General features: G+C 71.3%; 15 protein-coding genes and 1 pseudogene. 7 read left to right on the forward strand and 9 right to left on the reverse strand.

The window, feature by feature from the left end:
- A pseudogene (locus tag ACZ4Z5_RS14100) lies at positions 1 to 188 on the reverse strand (aa3-type cytochrome oxidase subunit I); the annotation flags it as partial.
- A complete protein-coding gene (ctaC, locus tag ACZ4Z5_RS14105; RefSeq protein ID WP_468261525.1) occupies positions 185 to 1,144 on the reverse strand; it encodes an aa3-type cytochrome oxidase subunit II in 960 nt (319 codons plus the stop codon). The pseudogene ACZ4Z5_RS14100 and the gene ctaC, both read right to left, overlap by 4 nt.
- Positions 1,145 to 1,490: 346 nt before the next feature.
- Between ctaC and ACZ4Z5_RS14110 the strand changes: the two genes are divergently transcribed.
- Positions 1,491 to 2,876 carry an aminotransferase class V-fold PLP-dependent enzyme gene (locus ACZ4Z5_RS14110; RefSeq protein WP_468261527.1) on the forward strand — a complete coding sequence of 462 codons (1,386 nt, stop codon included), beginning with the start codon at positions 1,491 to 1,493 and terminating at the stop codon, positions 2,874 to 2,876.
- A gap of 283 nt (positions 2,877 to 3,159) precedes the next feature.
- Here ACZ4Z5_RS14110 and ACZ4Z5_RS14115 read toward each other — a convergent pair whose 3' ends face one another.
- Positions 3,160 to 4,134, reverse strand: coding sequence for a carbohydrate kinase family protein (locus ACZ4Z5_RS14115; RefSeq protein WP_468261530.1), 975 nt, complete (start codon positions 4,132 to 4,134; stop codon positions 3,160 to 3,162).
- Between the two features lie 177 nt (positions 4,135 to 4,311).
- Between ACZ4Z5_RS14115 and ACZ4Z5_RS14120 the strand changes: the two genes are divergently transcribed.
- Together ACZ4Z5_RS14120 and ACZ4Z5_RS14125 are read left to right on the forward strand one after the other, a co-directional pair.
- Positions 4,312 to 4,521, forward strand: coding sequence for a hypothetical protein (locus tag ACZ4Z5_RS14120; RefSeq protein WP_468261533.1), 210 nt, complete (start codon positions 4,312 to 4,314; stop codon positions 4,519 to 4,521).
- A gap of 256 nt (positions 4,522 to 4,777) precedes the next feature.
- Positions 4,778 to 6,283, forward strand: coding sequence for a hypothetical protein (locus ACZ4Z5_RS14125; protein ID WP_468261534.1), 1,506 nt, complete (start codon positions 4,778 to 4,780; stop codon positions 6,281 to 6,283).
- Between the two features lie 206 nt (positions 6,284 to 6,489).
- On the opposite strand, the gene erpA is transcribed toward ACZ4Z5_RS14125, so the two are convergent.
- Positions 6,490 to 6,846, reverse strand: coding sequence for an iron-sulfur cluster insertion protein ErpA (gene erpA, locus ACZ4Z5_RS14130; RefSeq protein WP_468261537.1), 357 nt, complete (start codon positions 6,844 to 6,846; stop codon positions 6,490 to 6,492).
- Between the two features lie 250 nt (positions 6,847 to 7,096).
- Here erpA and nadA point away from each other — a divergent pair, with 250 nt between their 5' ends.
- Positions 7,097 to 8,275: a quinolinate synthase NadA gene (nadA, locus tag ACZ4Z5_RS14135; RefSeq protein WP_468261540.1), complete on the forward strand. Its 1,179-nt coding sequence runs from the start codon at positions 7,097 to 7,099 to the stop codon at positions 8,273 to 8,275.
- Between the two features lie 152 nt (positions 8,276 to 8,427).
- Here nadA and ACZ4Z5_RS14140 read toward each other — a convergent pair whose 3' ends face one another.
- From ACZ4Z5_RS14140 to ACZ4Z5_RS14160, 5 genes are all read right to left on the reverse strand, one after another.
- The gene (locus tag ACZ4Z5_RS14140) at positions 8,428 to 11,562 is read right to left on the reverse strand and encodes an efflux RND transporter permease subunit (RefSeq protein ID WP_468261542.1); all 3,135 of its coding nucleotides are present in this window, start codon (positions 11,560 to 11,562) and stop codon (positions 8,428 to 8,430) included.
- Positions 11,563 to 11,806: 244 nt separating this feature from the next.
- Positions 11,807 to 12,493 carry a response regulator gene (locus ACZ4Z5_RS14145; RefSeq protein WP_468261545.1) on the reverse strand — a complete coding sequence of 229 codons (687 nt, stop codon included), beginning with the start codon at positions 12,491 to 12,493 and terminating at the stop codon, positions 11,807 to 11,809.
- Entirely contained in the window at positions 12,490 to 13,797 is a 1,308-nt protein-coding gene (locus ACZ4Z5_RS14150; protein ID WP_468261548.1) for a sensor histidine kinase, read from the reverse strand. Before ACZ4Z5_RS14150 ends, ACZ4Z5_RS14145 begins: the two co-directional genes overlap by 4 nt.
- 217 nt (positions 13,798 to 14,014) lie before the next feature.
- Complete coding sequence (gene pspAA, locus ACZ4Z5_RS14155) at positions 14,015 to 14,293, reverse strand: PspA-associated protein PspAA (RefSeq protein WP_468261551.1); 279 nt, start codon at positions 14,291 to 14,293, stop codon at positions 14,015 to 14,017.
- A gap of 67 nt (positions 14,294 to 14,360) precedes the next feature.
- Entirely contained in the window at positions 14,361 to 15,155 is a 795-nt protein-coding gene (locus ACZ4Z5_RS14160; RefSeq protein ID WP_468261554.1) for a PspA/IM30 family protein, read from the reverse strand.
- A gap of 284 nt (positions 15,156 to 15,439) precedes the next feature.
- Here ACZ4Z5_RS14160 and ACZ4Z5_RS14165 point away from each other — a divergent pair, with 284 nt between their 5' ends.
- From ACZ4Z5_RS14165 to ACZ4Z5_RS14175, 3 genes are all read left to right on the forward strand, one after another.
- Positions 15,440 to 16,036, forward strand: coding sequence for a DUF3043 domain-containing protein (locus tag ACZ4Z5_RS14165; RefSeq protein ID WP_468261557.1), 597 nt, complete (start codon positions 15,440 to 15,442; stop codon positions 16,034 to 16,036).
- 77 nt (positions 16,037 to 16,113) lie between these two features.
- Entirely contained in the window at positions 16,114 to 16,848 is a 735-nt protein-coding gene (locus ACZ4Z5_RS14170; protein ID WP_468262029.1) for a class I SAM-dependent methyltransferase, read from the forward strand.
- 249 nt (positions 16,849 to 17,097) lie between these two features.
- The gene (locus ACZ4Z5_RS14175; RefSeq protein ID WP_468262032.1) at positions 17,098 to 19,089 is read left to right on the forward strand and encodes an ABC transporter ATP-binding protein; all 1,992 of its coding nucleotides are present in this window, start codon (positions 17,098 to 17,100) and stop codon (positions 19,087 to 19,089) included.
- Positions 19,090 to 19,139 lie beyond the last annotated feature (50 nt).

Raw genomic sequence — 19,139 nt, forward strand, 5'->3', positions numbered from 1 at the left:
GCCATCACGCCACCGATGACGAAGAACACGAACGAGGTGACCAGGTACAGCGTGCCGATCGTCTTGTGGTCCGTGGTGGTCAGCCACTTCACGACGACATTACCGGGCTGAGCACGCCGGACCGGCAGTTCGTTCTCGTACGAGTCTGCGGCCGCGGCGGCACCCTGAGGTTCGTTGAGGATGCTCACAGTTTGTTCGTCTCCGCGTTCTTGGCGGGCTCGGTCTGCTCGATGCCTGCGGGCACGAAGCCGGTCTGGCCCTTCTCCGCCAGCTCCTTGAGGTGCTGCTGGTAGCGCTCCGGGGAGACGACCTTCACGTTGAAGAGCATGCGGGAGTGGTCGACGCCGCAGAGCTCGGCGCACTTGCCCATGAAAGTGCCCTCCGCGGTGGGGGTCACCTCGAAGACGTTGGTGTGCCCGGGGATGACGTCCATCTTGAAGAGGAACGGCACCACCCAGAAGGAGTGGATGACGTCGCGCGACGTCAGGACGAAGCGGACCTTCTCGCCCTTCGGCAGCCACAGGGTCGGACCGGGGTTGCCGGTCTGCGGGTTCCGGGTGCCGGGGATGCCGTAGTCGTAGACGCCTTCGGCACCCGCGGGGAAGTCCTTGATGTACCGGTCCGGGATCGCCTTGAGCTTCTCGTCCTTCTTGGCGTCGCCGGCGGGCTTGCCGTCCACGTTCTCGACGTAGTTGAAGGCCCAGCTCCACTGGTAGCCGACCACGTTGATGGTGTGGGTCGGCTTCGACAGAGCGAGGAGTCGCGACTCGTCACGTGCGGTGAAGTAGAACAGCACCGACACGATGATGAGCGGGACGACCGTGTACAGGGCCTCGATGGGCATGTTGTACCGGGTCTGCGGAGGAACCTCGATCTTGGTGCGGCTGCGCCTGTGGAAGAACGCACTCCACAGGATCAGACCCCAGACCAGCACGCCCGTGGCGAGTGCTGCCGCCCAGGACCCCTGCCACAGGGAGAGGATGAGCGGCGCCTCCTCGGTGACGGGGGTGGGCATTCCGAGGCGGGGAAAGTCCTTGTATGTGCAACCGGTAGCGGTCGCAAGGACCAGGCCCGCAGTCAGCGCCTGCAGCAGCTTCCGCCGCATCGGGCGCCGCGGCGAGCGGTCGGAGCCGTAGGGACTCACGTAGCGCCTTCCCGAGAGTCTCGCCCGCAGGTCGGCTGCGGCCGTCTCGCTGGTCGGTCGCCGGCCCTGACGCGGGCAGGGGTTTGGATGTTTATGCGGACCAAACCCTACTGGACGCTATTTGGGGTCGCGCGGGGAGGGTGCCCAACGCGCCGCCCGACACCCCGAAGGGGTGGCCCGGGCCCTCCGGGAGACGGGTTCCGTGCCCCCGACCTGCGGCCTCCGCACGGCATCTGACGGCCTTTCCCGGACCGGCCGGAGCCCCTCCGCGACCGGGCCGGGGGCCGGGCTGCGGCCCGGCCCCCGGCCTTTCCGCGACCCGGTCCCGGAGAGTTAGCGTGAGACGGTGACCTACTTCGACGCCGCGTCCTCCGCTCCTCTGCACCCCGTCGCCCGGCAGGCGCTCCAGGCCTCGCTGGACGAGGGGTGGGCCGATCCGGCGCGGCTCTACCGGGAGGGCCGGCGCGCCCGGATGCTGCTCGACGCGGCGCGGGAGGCGACGGCCGAGGCGGTGGGCTGCCGTCCGGACGAACTGGTCTTCACCACGTCCGGCACCCGGGCGGTGCACACGGGTGTCGCGGGTGCGCTCGCCGGCCGCCGGCGGAGCGGACGTCACCTGATCGTGTCCGCGGTGGAGCATTCGTCCGTACTCCACGCGGCGTCCGCCCACGAGGCGGACGGCGGCTCGGTGACCGAGGTGCCGGTGGACCGCACCGGCCGGGTCACGGCCGAGGGGTACGCGCGGGCGCTGCGCGAGGACACCGCGCTCGCCTGCCTGCAGTCCGCGAACCATGAGGTGGGCACCGAGCAGCCGGTGGCCGGGGTCGCCGGGGTGTGCCGGGAGGCGGGCGTGCCGCTGCTGGTGGACGCGGCCCAGTCGCTGGGCTGGGGGCCGGTGGCGGGCGACTGGTCATTGCTGACGGCGAGTGCGCACAAGTGGGGCGGACCGGCCGGAGTCGGACTGCTGGTGGTGCGGAAAGGCGTCCGGTTCTCGTCGCAAGGCCCCGCCGACGAGCGGGAGTCGGGCCGGGCGGCCGGCTTCGAGAACGTCCCGGGCATCGTGGCGGCCGCGGCGTCCCTCCGGGCCGTACGGGCCGAGGCGGCAGCGGAGGCGGAGCGGCTCCGGGAACTGGTGGACCGCATCCGGGCGCGGGTGCCCGGGTCGGTGCCGGACGTCGAGGTCGCCGGTGACCCGGTGCGGCGGCTGCCGCATCTGGTGACCTTCTCCTGTCTCTATGTCGACGGGGAGACGGTGCTGCACGAACTGGACCGGGCCGGGTTCTCCGTTTCGTCCGGTTCGTCGTGTACGAGCAGCACACTGACGCCCAGCCATGTACTGCGCGCCATGGGCGTGCTGTCGGAGGGGAACGTCCGGGTGTCGCTGCCGCTGGGCACGGAGGCGGCCGACGTGGACCGGTTCCTGGAGGTGTTGCCGGGGGTCGTCGGACGGGTCCGCGAGCAGCTGGGGGCGCCCTCACCGGCGGCGGGCGCGGGCAGCGGCGCTCCGGAGTCGCCGGTGGTGGACACGCTGGGGAAGCGTTGCCCCATTCCGGTGATCGAGCTGGCGAAGGTCATCGGCGATGTGCCGGTCGGCGCGGTGGTGACGGTGCTCTCGGACGACGAGGCGGCGCGGCTGGACATTCCGGCGTGGTGCGGGATGCGGGGCCAGGAGTACGTGGGCGAGCACCCGGTGGAGGGCGGCACGGCGTACGAGGTGCGGCGCAGCGTCTGACCTCGGGGGCTGCACGCGGGCGAGTCGCCCGGGGCGCTGCGCGAGGTGTCCTGCCCGGACGTCGTCTGGACGGCCGGTGCCGGTGTACGAGGCCGGTGTGTGAGTGCGGTCGAACCGGTCCGGCGTACAAGTGCGGCCGGACCGGCCCGATGTGCGTGATGCGGGTCCGCCGTACGGGATATGGCGCAGGGTCCGACCCGGGACCGTCCGGGTTCGGGGCGGCCGGGGCCGACGGAACCCGGGGGTGGTCGGCGCGGCCCCGCCCCGGGTTCGGCCGGGGGCGTCAGCCCAGGTGGACCCGGACCTCACCGGCGGCGTCCTCGCCGTAGGCCTTGGTGAAGCGCTCCATGAAGTGGGCGCGGCGCAGGGTGTACTCCTGGGTGCCGAGCGTCTCGATCACCAGGGTCGCCAGCATGCAGCCGACCTGGGCCGCGCGCTCCAGTCCGACGCCCCACTGGAGGCCGGAGAGGAAACCGGCCCGGAACGCGTCGCCGACACCGGTGGGGTCGACCTTGGCATCCTCCTCGGGGCAGCCCACCACGATGGGCTGCTCGCCGTCCCGCTCGATGCGGACGCCGCGGGAGCCGAGCGTGGTGATCCGGTGGCCGACCCGGGACAGGATCTCCTCCTCGGTCCAGCCGGTCTTGGACTCGATGAGGCCCTTCTCGTACTCGTTGGAGAAGAGGTACGTCGCGCCGTCCAGCAGTATCCGGATCTCCTCGCCGTTCATCCGGGCGATCTGCTGGGAGAAGTCGGCGGCGAACGGGATGCCCCGGGAGCGGCACTCCTCGGTGTGGCGCAGCATCGCCTCGGGGTCGTCGGCGCCGATGAGGACCAGGTCGAGTCCGCCGACGCGGTCGGCGACGGACTTCAGCTCGATGAGGCGGGCCTCGCTCATGGCGCCGGTGTAGAAGGAGCCGATCTGGTTGTGGTCGGCGTCGGTGGTGCACACGAAGCGGGCGGTGTGCAGCACCTCGGAGATACGGACCGACTCGGTGTCGACGCCGTGCCGGTCCAGCCAGGCACGGTACTCGTCGAAGTCGTAGCCGGCGGCGCCGACCAGGATGGGCCTGGTGCCGAGCTGGCCCATGCCGAAGCAGATGTTGGGACCGACACCACCCCGGCGCACGTCGAGGTTGTCGACGAGGAAGGAGAGGGAGACCGTGTGCAGCTGATCGGCGACCAGCTGGTCGGCGAATCGGCCGGGGAAGGTCATGAGGTGGTCGGTGGCGATGGAGCCGGTGACTGCGATACGCACGGCGGTGGCTGCTCCTGCGGAGGACAACAGTGACAGTCCACGCTACCCGGTCGCGAGCCGTGCACCGAAGACGGAAACTACCCAATAGTAGGTCTTTTTTCGCTCCGCAGACGATGCGTACGGTGCGGAGTGGCGGGGCCGCGGCGTTGCGGCCCCATGAGTCACGGGAGCAGTCGCATGCCGAAGCACACCTTCCCGGAGTCAGGCCCGCTGGAAATGGATGAGGGCCTGGAGCAGCTGCGCTGCGACTGCGCCCGGATGGTCCAGCACTGGGCGCCGCACGAGAAGACCGCTCCCGCGCCCGTTTCGCCGTCGCTCATCCACACGATCTCGGTGCCGCCGGCCTCCGTGGACCTGGTCGAGGGGATGTCCGACTACGGGGACTGATCCCGCCAGGGCTTCCCGCGGGGGCTTGCCGTACGACTCTCCCGTACGACTCTCCTCCAGGGCTCCCCGTACGGCCCCGAACGGCTTTCCCCTGAGGCTCCCCGGACGGCCTCCCGTAGGGCTTCCCGTACGGGCTTCGTCACGCCGCCGACCGGGGGAGGGAACCGCGCGCTCCCCTGTTCCGTCACATCCGTGTCCCGCATCGTGAGGGTGCGGGACACGGAAGCGGACGGCAGCGCAGTCGAAGGAGCATGCGGTGAGCAGCGAGCGGCCCGACAGCAACGCAGACGCCCCTGACAGGCCCATGGCAGACACGGAGAGGCACGCGGACGACGCGGGCGGCCCTCGACGGCGGCGTCCGACGCTCGTCCTCGTATCGGTCGCGGCCGCCGTGCTGCTCACCGGCGGCGGGGGCGCGTACTGGGCGTCGACGGCCTTCGGGGACGGGGGCACCCCGGCACACGACGGTGCCCGTGGTGACGCCCGCGGGTCCGACGGTCCGCCGCCGCTGGCGCTGGACGGCGCCGCCGCGGGCATCGCGCCGGGCGAGCCGGACCCGAACGACGCCCTGTACCGGGCGACCGGCGATCTGCCGGACGGTCCCGACCGGGCGGCGGTGTACCGGCCGGAGGGCACGGTCGGCGAGGCCGAGGTGGCGCGGCTGGCGAAGGCCCTGGACGTGCCCGGTGCTCCGCGTCTGGAGGGCACGGCGTGGCGGGTCGGCGGGGCGAGGGACGGTTCGGGCCCGGTCCTCACGGTGAACCGGCAGGCTCCGGGGACGTGGACGTTCGCCGCGTTCGGGCCGCAGGGCAGTGACATGTGCCTCAAGGGCAAGCGGTGCCCGGAACCGTCCTCGCCGTCGGGCGGCGGGACCTCCCCGGTGAGCGAGAAGGCGGCGCTGGCGGCCGCGGCTCCGGTGCTGAAGGGGATCGGCCTGGACGACGCCAAGCTCGACGCCCGGCAGGTGATGGGCGCGGTGCGGGTGGTGAACGCGAACCCGAAGGTCGGCGGACTGCCCACGTACGGCTGGAGCACCGGTGTCCATGTGGGCGTGAGCGGGCGCGTCGTGGGCGGCAGCGGGCAACTGCTGAAGCCTGTGAAGGGTGACGAGTACCGGGTGGTGAGTGCCGAGGAGGCGCTGAAGCAGCTGAACGCGGCACGCAAGGACAGCGGCCCGATCGGCATCGCCGGGTGCGCCCGGCCGGTCCCGGTGGACGAGAGCGATGTGAAGACCCCGGACGTGCCGTGCGTGCCCGAGAGGAAGGGCGGGCCGGTGAAGCCGGTGCCGGTGACCGGAGCGGTGTTCGGACTGTCGACGCAGTATGTGCGCGGAGTGCAGACGCTGGTGCCGTCGTGGCTGTTCGAGGTGAGGCCCGAGGGTACGGCGGCGCCGTTCACGATCGCGCAGATCGCCGTCCACCCGGACCAGCTGGCCGAGACCGCCCCGCCGAAGCCGTCGAAGGACCCGAAGCCGTCGGACGGGCCCGCGGCGGAGGAGCGGCGGGTCGACTCCTACGCGGTCACGCGGGACGGGCGCACTCTGACGCTGCGCTTCTGGGGCGGTGTGTGCAGCGTGTACTCGGGGCGGGCGACGGAGACCGCGGACGAGGTCCGGGTCGCGATCACGGAGGCCCCGCGGGAACCGGGCAGGGTCTGCATCCTGATCGCGCAGGAGCAGAGCGTCTCGGTGAAGCTGGACGCACCGCTGGGCGAACGGAAGGTCGTGGACGCGCAGAGCGGGCAGACCGTGCCGCGTAAGTGACGGCCGCGGGTCCGTACACGCCGGACGGACCGAACCGGACCGCCCCGAACCGTACCGGCCCGGCACGGACCGGTCCGGCCCCGGGCGGAACGGAGCGCGGGCCGGATGAGGCACCGGGAACACGGAAGCGCCGCCGAAACCCGAGGCACCGGAAACACGAAGGCGGTGGCTCCCTCGGGAGTCACCGCCTTCCACGTGTGTGCCGGTCAGCTGAACGAGTCGCCGCAGGCGCAGGAGCCCGTCGCGTTCGGGTTGTCGATCGTGAAGCCCTGCTTCTCGATGGTGTCGACGAAGTCGATGGAGGCGCCGCCCAGGTACGGGGCGCTCATCCGGTCGGTGACGACCTTGACACCGTCGAAGTCCTTGACGACGTCGCCGTCGAGCGCACGCTCGTCGAAGAAGAGCTGGTAGCGCAGGCCGGAGCAGCCGCCGGGCTGAACGGCTACGCGCAGCGCCAGGTCGTCGCGGCCTTCCTGGTCGAGCAGGGCCTTGACCTTGGCCGCGGCGGCGTCGGTCAGGATGATGCCGTCGCTCACGGTGGTCTTCTCGTCCTGAACGGACATCTACATCTCTCCCGGGTTGTACGGTCTGCTGCCGACGGTTGCTAACCGGCGGGGCCGCGGATTCATTCCGGGCCAGGCGCAACTTTCTCCTTTCATGCTCGCACACCGGATCGCGGCAGGGCACCGACTCGTCCTGTGGTGATGCGTCACATCGACGCTATGGACATCGTCAATCTGACGTGAAGCGGTTATGATAGATAGCGTCATTCCGACGAAAAGGTATGTCCGCAGAACAGAAAGGGTGCGTGTCGTGACCACCGCCCAACAACTGGACGTCCAGCCGACGCCGCTCGCCCTCCTGCTGCTCGGCCGCGACGCCGACCCCAAGAGCGAGCGCGGTGTGGAGTGCCCCGGCGAACTGCCCTCCCCGTCCGACCCGGACCTGGTGGAGCGCGCCCGGGCGGCCAAGGAGAGGCTCGGCGACAAGGTCTTCGTGCTCGGCCATCACTACCAGCGCGACGAGGTCATCCAGTTCGCCGACGTCACCGGCGACTCCTTCAAGCTCGCCCGGGACGCCGCCGCCAAGCCGGAGGCCGAGTACATCGTCTTCTGCGGTGTGCACTTCATGGCCGAGTCCGCGGACATCCTCACCACGGACGACCAGAAGGTCGTGCTGCCCGACCTGGCCGCCGGCTGCTCCATGGCCGACATGGCCACCGCCGAGCAGGTCGCCGAATGCTGGGACGTGCTGACCGAGGCCGGCATCGCCGAGCAGGTCGTGCCCGTCTCGTACATGAACTCCTCGGCCGACATCAAGGCCTTCACGGGCAAGCACGGCGGCACCATCTGCACCTCGTCCAACGCCAGGCGCGCTCTCGACTGGGCCTTCGAGCAGGGCGAGAAGGTGCTGTTCCTGCCGGACCAGCACCTCGGCCGGAACACCGCGGTCCGGGACATGGGCATGTCCCTCGACGACTGTGTGGTCTACAACCCGCACAAGCCGAACGGCGGGCTGACCGCCGAGGAGCTGCGCGCCGCCAGGATGATCCTCTGGCGCGGCCACTGCTCGGTGCACGGCCGCTTCTCCCTCGACTCCGTCAACGAGGTGCGCGAGCGCATCCCGGGCGTCAACGTGCTGGTGCACCCCGAGTGCAAGCACGAGGTGGTGGCCGCGGCCGACTACGTCGGTTCGACGGAGTACATCATCAAGACGCTGGAGGCCGCCCCGGCCGGCTCCAAGTGGGCCATCGGCACGGAGCTCAACCTGGTGCGCCGACTGGCCGACCGCTTCGCCGACGAGGACAAGGAGATCGTCTTCCTCGACCGGACGGTCTGCTTCTGCTCGACCATGAACCGGATCGACCTGCCGCACCTGGTGTGGGCGCTGGAATCCCTGGCCGAGGGCAACCTCGTGAACCGGATCCAGGTCGACAAGGAGACGGAGAGCTTCGCGAAGCTGGCGCTGGAGCGCATGCTCGCCCTGCCGTAACGGCACGGCGGTACGACGCAGCCGCTACGACGCCGAAGGGGCGTCCCCGATCCGGGGGCGCCCCTTCGCGTTGCTCGACCGGTTCTCGGTCCCGATGACCGGGCCCCATGACCGGGCCTCGGTCCGGACGGGCCGGACCGAGGCCCGCCGGATCAGACCTCCGTCGGCTGGAGGTCCTTCTCCACGGACACCTTCTCGGCCGGCTGTCCGGCCCCGTTCCTCGCCTCGCGCTTCGCCTGGCGCTTGGCGCGACGGCGCTCCTTGCGGAGCTCCACCATCGCGTACAGCGTCGGGACGAGCAGCAGCGTCAGCAGGGTCGAGGTCACCAGACCGCCGATCACGACGACCGCCAGCGGCTGGGCGATGAAGCCGCCCTCGCCGGTGATGCCGAAGGCCATCGGAAGCAGTGCGCAGATCGTGGCCAGGGCCGTCATCAGGATCGGACGGAGCCGGTGCCGGCCGCCCTCGACGACCGCCTCGACGACGCCGAAGCCCTGGGCCCGGTACTGGTTGACCAGGTCGATCAACACGATCGCGTTGGTCACCACGATGCCGATCAGCATCAGCATGCCGATCAGGGCGGGAACACCCATCGGGGTGCCGGTGGCGACCAGCAGGCCGATCGCTCCGGTCGCCGCGAACGGGATGGAGACCAGCAGGATCAGCGGCTGGACCAGCGACCGGAAGGTCGCGACCAGCAGCATGAACACGATCGCGACGGCCGCCAGCATGGCGAGGAAGAGCGAGGTGAAGGCCTCGGTCTGGTCCTCGGACACACCGCCGATGGACGCGGTGGCGCCCTCCGGGAGCTTCAGCGTCGCGAGCTTCGTCTGGAGCGCCGAGCTGACCGCGCCGGTGTTGTCACCCTTCGGCTTGGCCGTGATGGTGGCGGACCGGGCACCGTCGATACGGGTCATGGAGACCGGACCCGGCTCCAGCTTCACCTCGGCGATGTCACCGAGCTTCACCGGGCCGAGGGGCAGCTTCTTCAGCTCGTCGAGAGTGGTGGCGGGGCGGGCCGAGGTGATCACGACGTCGCGCTCGCTGTCGTCGAGGACCGCCTTGCCGGCCGGGGTGCCGCGCACCGCCTGGACCACCGCGGCGCCGAGTGCGGCGTCGTTGAAGCCGGCCTCCGCCGCCTTGGAGTTCGCACGGACCGAGATCCGCGGCACGCTCTGCGCGAGGTCGCTCTGCACGTCGGTCGCCTCGTCCAGCTCCGCGACGGCGGACCGCACCTGCTCGGCGGCCTTCTTGAGCACGTCAGGGTCGGCGGCCTTCACGACCACGCTCAGCTTCTGGGCTCCGAAGGCGTCGCCCGCCGTGATGCCGGTCTCGCCGATGCCGTCGAGCTTGGCCAGCTCGGCGTCGATGCGGTCGCGGGTCTTCTCGTAGGACGCCGAGTCCTCCAGGGTGACCTGGTAGGACGCCTGGTTGGAGCCCGTACCTCCGCCGAAGGCCGCGAGGAAGCCGGAGGAGCCGACGGTGACCTGGTAGTTCTTGACCCCGTCGATGCCGTCGAGGACCTTCTCGATCTTCTTCGCCGACGCGTCGGTGGCCGCCAGCGAGGTGCCCGGCTCCAGTTCCTGCTTGACGGTGAGCACCGGCTGCTCGCCCTGGTCGAAGAAGTTCGTCTTCAGCAGCGGAGCCATGCCGAACGTGCCGACGAGCACGACGACCGCGAGGGCCACGCTGGTGAGCCGCCGCCGGGTCGCGAACCGCAGCACCGGCACGTACAGACGCTGGAGGACGCTGCGCTCCTCCTTCTCCTCGGCGGCGCGACGCGCCTCGTCCGGGTCCTCGGAAGTGCCCTTGGGGGCGCGCAGGAACCAGTACGAGAGCACCGGCACCACGGTCAGCGAGACCAGCAGCGACGCGAGCAGGGCTGCGGTGACGGTCAGACTGAAGGAGCCGAAGAGCTCACCGATCATGCCGCCGGTGAGACCGATCGGCAGGAACACGGCGACGGTGGTGAGCGTCGACGAGGTGACCGCGCCGGCCACCTCCTTGACCGCGGTGAGGATGGCGGCCTGCCGCTCCTCGCCGTAGCCGAGGTGCCGCTTGATGTTCTCCAGGACCACGATCGAGTCGTCGACGACCCGGCCGATGGCGATGGTCAGCGCGCCCAGGGTGAGCATGTTGAGCGACAGATCGCGGGTCCACAGCACGATCAGCGCGAGCACGACCGACAGCGGGATGGACACGGCGGTGACCAGCGTCGAGCGGAGCGACGCGAGGAACACCAGGATGATGACCACCGCGAAGAGCAGGCCGAGCGCGCCCTCGGTGGTGAGGCCGGATATCGACTTGGAGACGGCCGGGCCCTGGTCGCTGACGACGGTCAGTTCGGCGCCGGAGCCGAGGTCCTCGCGCAGGCCGGGCAGTTCGGCCTTGACGGCGTCCGAGATGGCGACCGCGCTTCCGTCGTGGTCCATGGTGGCGAGGACCGCGAGGCTGGGCTTGCCGTTGGTGCGGGTGATCGAGGCCCGCGGGGCCTCCTGCTGCTTCACGGTCGCGACGTCGCCGAGACGGACCGGCTTGTTGCCGGGGGCACCGACCCGCAGGTCCTCGATCTGCTTCAGCGAGGTGAGGCCGCCGCCGACGCGGACGGTGCGGTTCTTGCCGCCCTCGTCGAACGAGCCGGCCGGCACGGTGGCGCCGGCGGCCTGGAGCGCCTGGGAGAGCGTGGCCGGGTTGAGACCCGCCTTGGCGAGCTTGCCGTCGTCGGGGATCACGGAGACCTGGAGGTCCTGGACGCCCTGGACGCTCACCCGACCGACGCCGTCGATGTCCTCCAGGACCGGGACGACGGTGCGCCCGAGCTGGTCGGCGAGGGCCTGCTGGTCCTTGTCGGAGGACACGGCGAGCACCACGGTCGGCATGTCGTCGGTGGAGCCGGCCACGACCTGCGGGTCGACGTCCTCGGGGAGCTGGGCGCGGGCCCGGTTGACCGCCTGCTGGACGTCGGCGACGAGCTGCTTGGTGTCCTGGTCGCCGTAGTCGAAGGACGCCATGATCAGGGCGTTGCCCTCGCTCGCCGTGGAGGTGATGCCCTTGATTCCGTCGACGGCCTTGATGGTGTTCTCGAGCGGTTCGACCACCTGCTTCTCGACGACGTCGGGTGAGGCGCCCTGGTAGGGGGCCAGCACCGACACCATCGGGAGTTCGATGGTGGGCAGCAGCTGCTGCTTGATCTGCGGGATGGCGATCGCCCCGAAGACGATCGCCACGATCGACATCAGCCCGATCAGGGCCCGTTGTGCGAGGCTGAATCTGGACAGCCAGGACATGGGTCGGTCTCTCTTCCGTGGCTTGCGCGGCAGGCGGGCCCAATGGCCCGCCTCTACGATCACGTATGAGAAGGGGGTCGGTCCTCGCCCCCCAGACCGGTTTCCTTATGCCGCGCATACCGCGAATGGAGTACGCGGGTCTACTCCCCGGCCCCTCGGTCACTCGCCGTCACTGCCGCGGTCACCTCGCCGTCACTGCCGCCGTCACCTCGCCGACGCTCGACGTCCTCTCGCGTCACTCACGTCACTCCGACCTCGGACGTACCAGGCCCGATTCGTACGCGATCACCACCAGTTGCGCACGGTCGCGGGCGCCCAGCTTCGCCATCGCCCGGTTCACATGGGTCTTGACCGTCAGGGGACTGACCGAGAGGCGTTCGGCGATCCCGTCGTTGGAGTGGCCGCCGGCGACCTGGACCAGCACCTCGCGCTCCCGGCCGGTGAGGGCGGCCAGCCGCTCGGCGTAGGACGAGGACCCGTCGCCCTCGTCCGCGGGCCCACCCTGGGCGAGGAACCTGGCGATCAGGCCCTTGGTCGCGGCCGGGGAGAGCAGGGCGTCGCCGGCCGCGGCGACCCGGATGGCGCCGAGCAGGTCCTCGGGCTCGGCTCCCTTGCCGAGGAAGCCGGAGGCGCCGGCCCGCAGGGACTGGACCACGTACTCGTCCACCTCGAAGGTGGTGAGCATCACCACCCGGACATCGGACAGGGCGGGATCCTCGCTGATCATGCGGGTGGCGGCGAGCCCGTCCGTGCCGGGCATCCGGATGTCCATAAGGACGACGTCGGCCCGCTCGGACCGGGCGAGGGCCACGGCCTCGGCGCCGTCGGCCGCCTCCCCGACCACCTCCATGTCGGGTTCCGAGTCCACGAGGATCCGGAAGGCGCTGCGCAGCAGCGCCTGGTCGTCGGCGAGCAGCACCCTGATCGTCATACGTCCTCCCCCGTGCCGGCTCCGAGGGGCAGTATCGCCTGGACGCGGAAACCGCCGCCGTAGCGGGGGCCGGTGGTGCAGCTCCCGCCGAGCGCGCCGACGCGCTCCCGCATGCCGAGCAGACCGTGTCCGCCGCCGTCGCCGTTCACCGCACCGCCGGCCCCGCCGCTGCCGCCCCCGGTCCTGTCCGGGGCGGTCCTCCGGGTGCCGGCCGCCGTGGGGGCGTCCGCGGCGGGGCCGGCGGTGCCTCCGTCGTCGATCACGGTGATCTCCACGGACGGCCCCACCCGGAGCACGCTCACCTCGGCCCTGGCGCCGGGTCCGGCGTGCTTCTGCACATTGGTCAGGGCCTCCTGGATGATCCGGTACGCCGCGAGGTCCACGGCCGACGGGAGTCCGCCGTCCGTGTCGGTACGGGCGACCTGGACGGGCAGTCCGGCGTTCCGGAAGGAGCCCACCAGGTCGTCGAGCCGGTGCAGGCCGGGTGCCGGTTCGGTGGGGGCCTCCGAATCGCCGGACTGGCGCAGCAGTCCGACGGTGGCGCGCAGTTCGTCGAGGGCCGACCGGCTCGCCTCCCGTACGTGGGCGAGGGCCTCCTTCGCCTGGTCGGGCCTCCGGTCCATGACGTGTGCGGCCACTCCCGCCTGCACATTGACCAGGGCGATGTGGTGGGCCACGACGTCGTGCAGATCGCGGGCGATACGCAGACGCTCCTCGGCGACCCTGCGGCGGGCCTCCTCCTCGCGGGTGCGCTCGGCCCGCTCGGCCCGCTCGCGCATGGCGTCGACGAACGCCCGGCGGCTGCGGACCGCGTCGCCGGCCGCGGCCGCCATACCGGTCCAGGCGAACACACCGAGGTTCTCCTGGGCGTACCAGGGGGTGGAGCCGAAGGCCATCGCGCTGACCGTGAGCACGGTCATGGTGAGCAGTCCGACCCGCCATGTGGTGGGCCGGTCGGTGCGGGAGGCGACCGTGTAGAGGGCCACGACGGCGCTCATCGGGACGGGCGCGGGGGGATCGGTGGTGATCAGTTCGATGAAGGTGAGCCCCCCGGTGACACCGAGCACGGCGAGGGGCCTGCGCCGCCGGAACACCAGGGCGGCGGCCGCGACCGGCATGACGACGAGGCTCTGGAGCCCGGGGGTGCGGGCACCGAAGGTGGGGCCGTTCTCGCCGTGGGGCTCGACGAAGGATGCGGCGACCATGCACACGAGCACGCCGAGGGCCAGCAGGGCGTCCAGGGCGAGCGGATGCTCGCGGAGCAAGGCGGCGGTCCGGCGTATGCCGCGTCCGAGGGAGTTCACCCGATTACGGTAAAGGGCGCACGTTCGAGGAACGTGCGCCCCTGTCGTGGCGGGCGGGCGGCCCGCTGTCGCGGCGGGCGGTCGGCTCGCGGGCTTCCGACCCCGACGGCTTCCGACTCCGACCCCGCCGACCCGCTGGATCCCGACCCCGACCTCGGTGCGGACAACCCGGGGCCGTCCCGTACGGGCCCGTCGGCCCGTACTCCCCGGCTGTGCCTCAGCCGGGGATCAGACCGCCGTCGGAGAGCATGGCCCGGACCTCGTCGAGGGTGGCGTCCGGGCTCGGGAGGATCAGTTCGGACGGTTCGAGCGCGTCGTCGGGCAGCGGCGTGCCGGTACGGCGCACGGCGTCGAGGAGGCTCCCGAGCGTGCGCCGGAAGCCGTCCTCGTCACCCCTCTCCATCTCGATGAGCAGTTCCTCGTCGTGGCTGTTCAGCTCGGCGAAGTGACGCTCGTCGAGATTCCACTGCCCCTCCCCCATGATCCTGACGATCATTGACGCCTCCTCGGCGCGGTGCGGTGCTGTGTGGTGCTGTGTGGTGTGGTGCGCCGTGCGGTGGGGCCTACTGCTTGTCGAAGCGGGGGGTGTCCTGCGGCTGCTGCCGGTCGGCAGCGGCCGAGCCGCCCTCGATGGCCTGCTGCTGCGCGGAGCCGCCGCCTGCCAGCTCGGCCTTCATCCGCTGGAGTTCCAGCTCCACGTCCGTACCGCCCGAAAGACGGTCCAGCTCGGCCTGGATGTCGTCCTTGGCCATGCCGGAGGGGTCGTCCAGGGCACCGGACGCGAGCAGCTCGTCGATGGCACCGGCGCGGGCCTGCATCTGGGCGGTCTTGTCCTCGGCACGCTGGATGGCCAGGCCGACGTCGCCCATCTCCTCGGAGATGCCGGAGAAGGCCTCGCCGATGCGGGTCTGTGCCTGGGCCGCGGTGTAGGTGGCCTTGATGGTCTCCTTCTTGGTGCGGAAGGCGTCGACCTTGGCCTGCAGCCGCTGGGCCGCGAGCGTGAGCTTCTCCTCCTCGCCCTGGAGGGTCTGGTGCTGCGTCTCCAGGTCGGTGACCTGCTGCTGGAGCGCGGCGCGGCGGGACAGTGCCTCCCGTGCCAGGTCCTCCCTGCCCAGGGCGAGGGCCTTGCGTCCCTGGTCCTCCAGCTTGGCCGACTGGCCCTGGAGCTGGTTCAGCTGGAGCTCCAGGCGCTTGCGCGAGGTGGCCACGTCGGCGACGCCGCGGCGGACCTTCTGCAGCAGCTCCAGCTGCTTCTGGTACGAGTAATCGAGGGTCTCGCGCGGGTCCTCGGCCCGGTCAAGGGCCTTGTTCGCCTTCGCGCGGAAGATCATCCCCATACGCTTCATGACACCGCTCATGGGCTTCGCGCGCCCCCTTCTGACGGAACCTGACGCTCCAGCTTGTCCAACAGAACCCACAGTACGGGCCCTGCCTCCATTACCGCACTGTTCGAGCGGCAATGCGCTCATCCCCAAGGACGACTGTGGCTCCGCTCCGATCCGGCGCAAGGAGTAGATGACCGTAGCGGTACCCGGTGATGGACGCGACGACGCCCGTTACACACCTGAAGGACGCCCGCCGTTGCCGGATCGTTCCCCGCCGGGCTGGGGTACCCGCGCGGCACCCCGTACCCTTGGGTTCTGTGTTCCGTAGCCGTGCAAAGGAAGAGAAGGCCCCCACCGACGCGGTGATGGCGGACCTCTCGAAGAAGCCCCGTGATCCGGAGGCCCCCAAGGGCCGCCCCACCCCCAAGCGGAGTGAGGCCCAGAACCAGCGCCGCAAGGCGTCGAGCGGGCCGGTCGACCGCAAGGAGGCCATGCGCCGCCAGCGGGAGGCCCGCCGTGCGGACCTCGCCCGGCAGCGCGAGGCGCTGGCGACCGGTGACGAACGCTACCTGCCGGTGCGGGACAAGGGTCCCGTCCGCCGCTTCGTACGCGACTTCGTCGACTCGCGCTTCTGCGTCGCCGAGTTCTTCCTGCCCCTCGCCGTGATCATCCTCGTCCTGAGCATGATCCGGGTGAGCAACATCCAGAACATCGCGCTGCTGCTGTGGCTCGGTGTGATCGCGATGATCGTGGTCGACTCGATCGGCCTGAGCATCCGGCTGAAGAAGCAGCTCAAGCTGCGCTTCCCGAACGAGAACACGCGCGGCGCGGTGGCGTACGGCCTGATGCGCACGCTCCAGATGCGCCGGCTGCGGCTGCCGAAGCCGCAGGTCAAGCGCGGGGAGCGACCCTGAGCACGGTCGGTTCCGAAAGGGTGCCGACCGGGGGGTTCGACGGGGGTTCCGCCACGTGGCTCGCGGGCCTCGGAGGCCTGCGCAACACCGTCCGCCAGGAGCTCGTCGCGCGTCAGGTCGACGAGCAGATCGTGGCGCGCTTCCCGGTCGGGCAGCGGCTGCGGGTCCTGGACGTCGGCCCGGGCCAGGGCACCCAGGCACTGCGGCTGGCCCGCGCGGGGCACACCGTCACCGGTCTGGAGTCCGACCCGGAGATGCTGAAGGCGGCGCGCGATGCGCTGAGCACCGAGCCCGAGGGCATCCGTGAGCGGGTCACGCTGATCGAGGGCGACGGCCGGGAGACCGGGGTGCATTTCCTCCCCGGCAGCTTCGACGTGGTCCTGTGCCACGGCGTGCTGATGTACGTCGAGGACCCGGACGCGTTGCTGGCCGGTCTGGCCCGGGTGCTGGCGCCGGGAGGTCTGCTGTCGCTGCTGGTGCGCAACGGCGACGCCCTCGCTCTGCGTGCCGGACTCTCCGGGGACTGGGAGACGGCGCTGGCGTCGTTCGACACGCTCGCCTACACCAACCGGCTCGGACTGCCGGTGCGCGCGGACCGGCTGGAGGACCTCACCCGCACCCTCGCGGGCATCGCGGTGCCGCTGCACACCTGGTACGGGGTGCGGGTCTTCACGGACTGCGCGGCCGACGGCGCGGAGCTGCCGCCGGCCCAGGAGCTGGACCGTCTGCTGGCGGCGGAGGACCGCGCGGGGCGCACGGACCCGTACCGCGGGGTCGCGGCGATGCTGCATCTGTGCGGGGTCCGCGGGTAGGCCCCGCGACGCGGCTCGTGGACAGGCCCCGCGTCGAGGTCCGCGGACAGGTCCCGCGACGCGATTCTCGGACAGGCCCCGCGCGGCCGGCGGACAGACTCCGCATCGCGCCGGAATGCCGAGGAGCCGGTCAGGCGTGCGGGCCCGTTCCGCGTCCTGGTCGTTGTGAGCAGAACAGACGCACCGCCCCGCCCCGACGCGAAGACCGACACCGACGCGAAGACCGATGAGAAGTCCGATACGAGGAAACTGCCCGCCAGGGAGACCTGGCGGGCTCTCTACGCGCACTTCCGGCCGCATCGCTGGGTCGTCGCGCTCGGCGCGTCACTGTCCCTGATCGGGGCGCTCAGCGGTCTCGCGCAGCCACTGGCGGCGAAGGCCCTGGTGGACCGGCTCGGCGGCGACGAGTCGATCACCGGGATCCTGCTGCTGCTCACCGCGCTGGTGGTGTTCGGCACGGCGGTCGACGCGGTGGGCGGCTACGTGCTGGAGCGCACTGCCGAGTCCGTGGTGCTGGCGGCGCGGCGGAGCCTGGTCGGGCGGCTGATCCGGTTGCGGGTGCCGGAGATGGAGCGGACCCAGCCGGGCGATCTGATGTCCCGGGTCACCTCGGACACCACGCTGCTGCGTGCCGTAACCACCCAGTCCGTGGTCTCGGCGGCGACCGGTGGTCTCACCTGCGTCGGCACGATCGTGTTGATGGGCCTTCAGGACGCGGTGCTGCTGGGCGTCACCCTCGGGGTGATCCTGCTGATCGCGGTCGCCGTGGCGCTGGTGATGCCGCAGATAGCCCGGGCGACCGAACGGGCACAGGAGTCGGTGGCCACGATGTCGACTGTGCTGGAACGGGTCTTCGGGGCGTTCCGCACGGTGAAGGCGTCGGGGGCCGAGGCCCGGGAGACCGTGGTGGTCGAGGAGGCCGCGCGGGAGGCGTGGCGGCAGGGAGTGAAGTCCGCCAAGTGGCAGTCACTGGCCGGTTCCTCGGTGGGTCTGGCGGTCCAGGTGTCGTTCCTGGCGGTCCTGGGGATCGGCGGGGCCCGCGTCGCCTCGGGGGCGATCACGGTGTCGACACTGGTCGCGTTCCTGCTGCTGCTGTTCTACCTGATCGAGCCGGTGGGCCGACTGGTCGAGGCGGCCACGCAGTACCAGGTGGGCGCGGCGGCCATCGCGCGGATCATGGAGGCGGAGCGGATGGAGACGGAGGACACGGAGCCGGTGTCGCGGCCGGCCGGGCCGTCGGCTGCCGCCGTGTCGTCCGGTTCGTCGTCGTCCGGTTCGTCGTCGTCCGCCGGATTGCCGTCGGCCGCATCGTCGTCCATCGCTTCGTCGTCCATCGCTTCGTCGACAGCGGGCCGTGGCACGGGCCCCGCGTCGGTGGCCTTCGAAGGGGTGACCTTCCGCTACCGGGACGACCTCCCGCACGTCCACCACGGCGTCGACTTCCGGGTGCCGGGGGCGGGGATGACCGCGTTCGTAGGGCCCTCGGGCGCCGGCAAGAGCACGGTCTTCGGGTTGATCGAACGCTTCTATCAGGCGACCGGCGGCCGGGTGCTGATCGACGGCGTGGACGTGCGCGACTGGCCGCTGGCCGAACTGCGGGCCACGATCGGGTACGTGGAGCAGGATTCCCCCGTGCTGGCCGGGACGCTGCGCGAGAACCTGGTCTTCGCCGCACCGGACGCCACGGACGAGGAGATCGCCGAGGTGCTGGCACAGGCGAGGCTCGACGCGCTGGTGGCACGGCTGCCGGACGGACTGGACACCCTGGTGGGCCATCGCGGTTCGAAGCTGTCCGGCGGCGAGCGGCAGCGGGTGGCGATCGCCCGGGCGCTGCTGCGCAAGCCCCGCCTGCTGCTGCTGGACGAGGCGACGTCACAGCTGGACGCGGTGAACGAACTGGCACTGCGCGACGTGGTGGCAGAGGCGGCGCGGCACACCACGGTCCTCGTGGTCGCGCACCGGCTGTCCACCGTGACGCTGGCGGACCGGATCGTGGTGATGGAGGCGGGCAGGGTACGGGCGGTCGGCACCCACGCGGAACTCGTCGCCGGCGACCCGCTGTACGGGGAGCTGGCCGCGACGCAGTTCCTCGCGGCGGAGGCCGGCGAGACGGGCGAGGCGGGAGGATCCGCCGAGGCCCGCGGGTCGTCGGGGGCCACTGGTGAGGCCGCCGGTCGGACCGCCGACGGGGCGGCCGGGGCGGCGGACCCGTCCGGCAAGGCCGGTGTCGCAGCCCCCTGATCGGACGTCCACCGCGGGCGACCCCGGCGGGGCGAAAGGGATACTCCGGA

This window comes from Streptomyces sp. NPDC030222, from assembly GCF_055573115.1.

Excerpts from the sequence above, each read along its gene's own strand:
- ACZ4Z5_RS14120 (WP_468261533.1), top strand. The coding sequence starts at position 4,312 with ATGCCGAAGCACACCTTCCCGGAGTCAGGCCCGCTGGAAATGGATGAG.
- erpA (WP_468261537.1), bottom strand. The coding sequence starts at position 6,846 with ATGTCCGTTCAGGACGAGAAGACCACCGTGAGCGACGGCATCATCCTG.
- ACZ4Z5_RS14140 (WP_468261542.1), bottom strand. The coding sequence starts at position 11,562 with ATGTCCTGGCTGTCCAGATTCAGCCTCGCACAACGGGCCCTGATCGGG.
- ACZ4Z5_RS14145 (WP_468261545.1), bottom strand. The coding sequence starts at position 12,493 with ATGACGATCAGGGTGCTGCTCGCCGACGACCAGGCGCTGCTGCGCAGC.
- pspAA (WP_468261551.1), bottom strand. The coding sequence starts at position 14,293 with ATGATCGTCAGGATCATGGGGGAGGGGCAGTGGAATCTCGACGAGCGT.
- ACZ4Z5_RS14160 (WP_468261554.1), bottom strand. The coding sequence starts at position 15,155 with ATGAGCGGTGTCATGAAGCGTATGGGGATGATCTTCCGCGCGAAGGCG.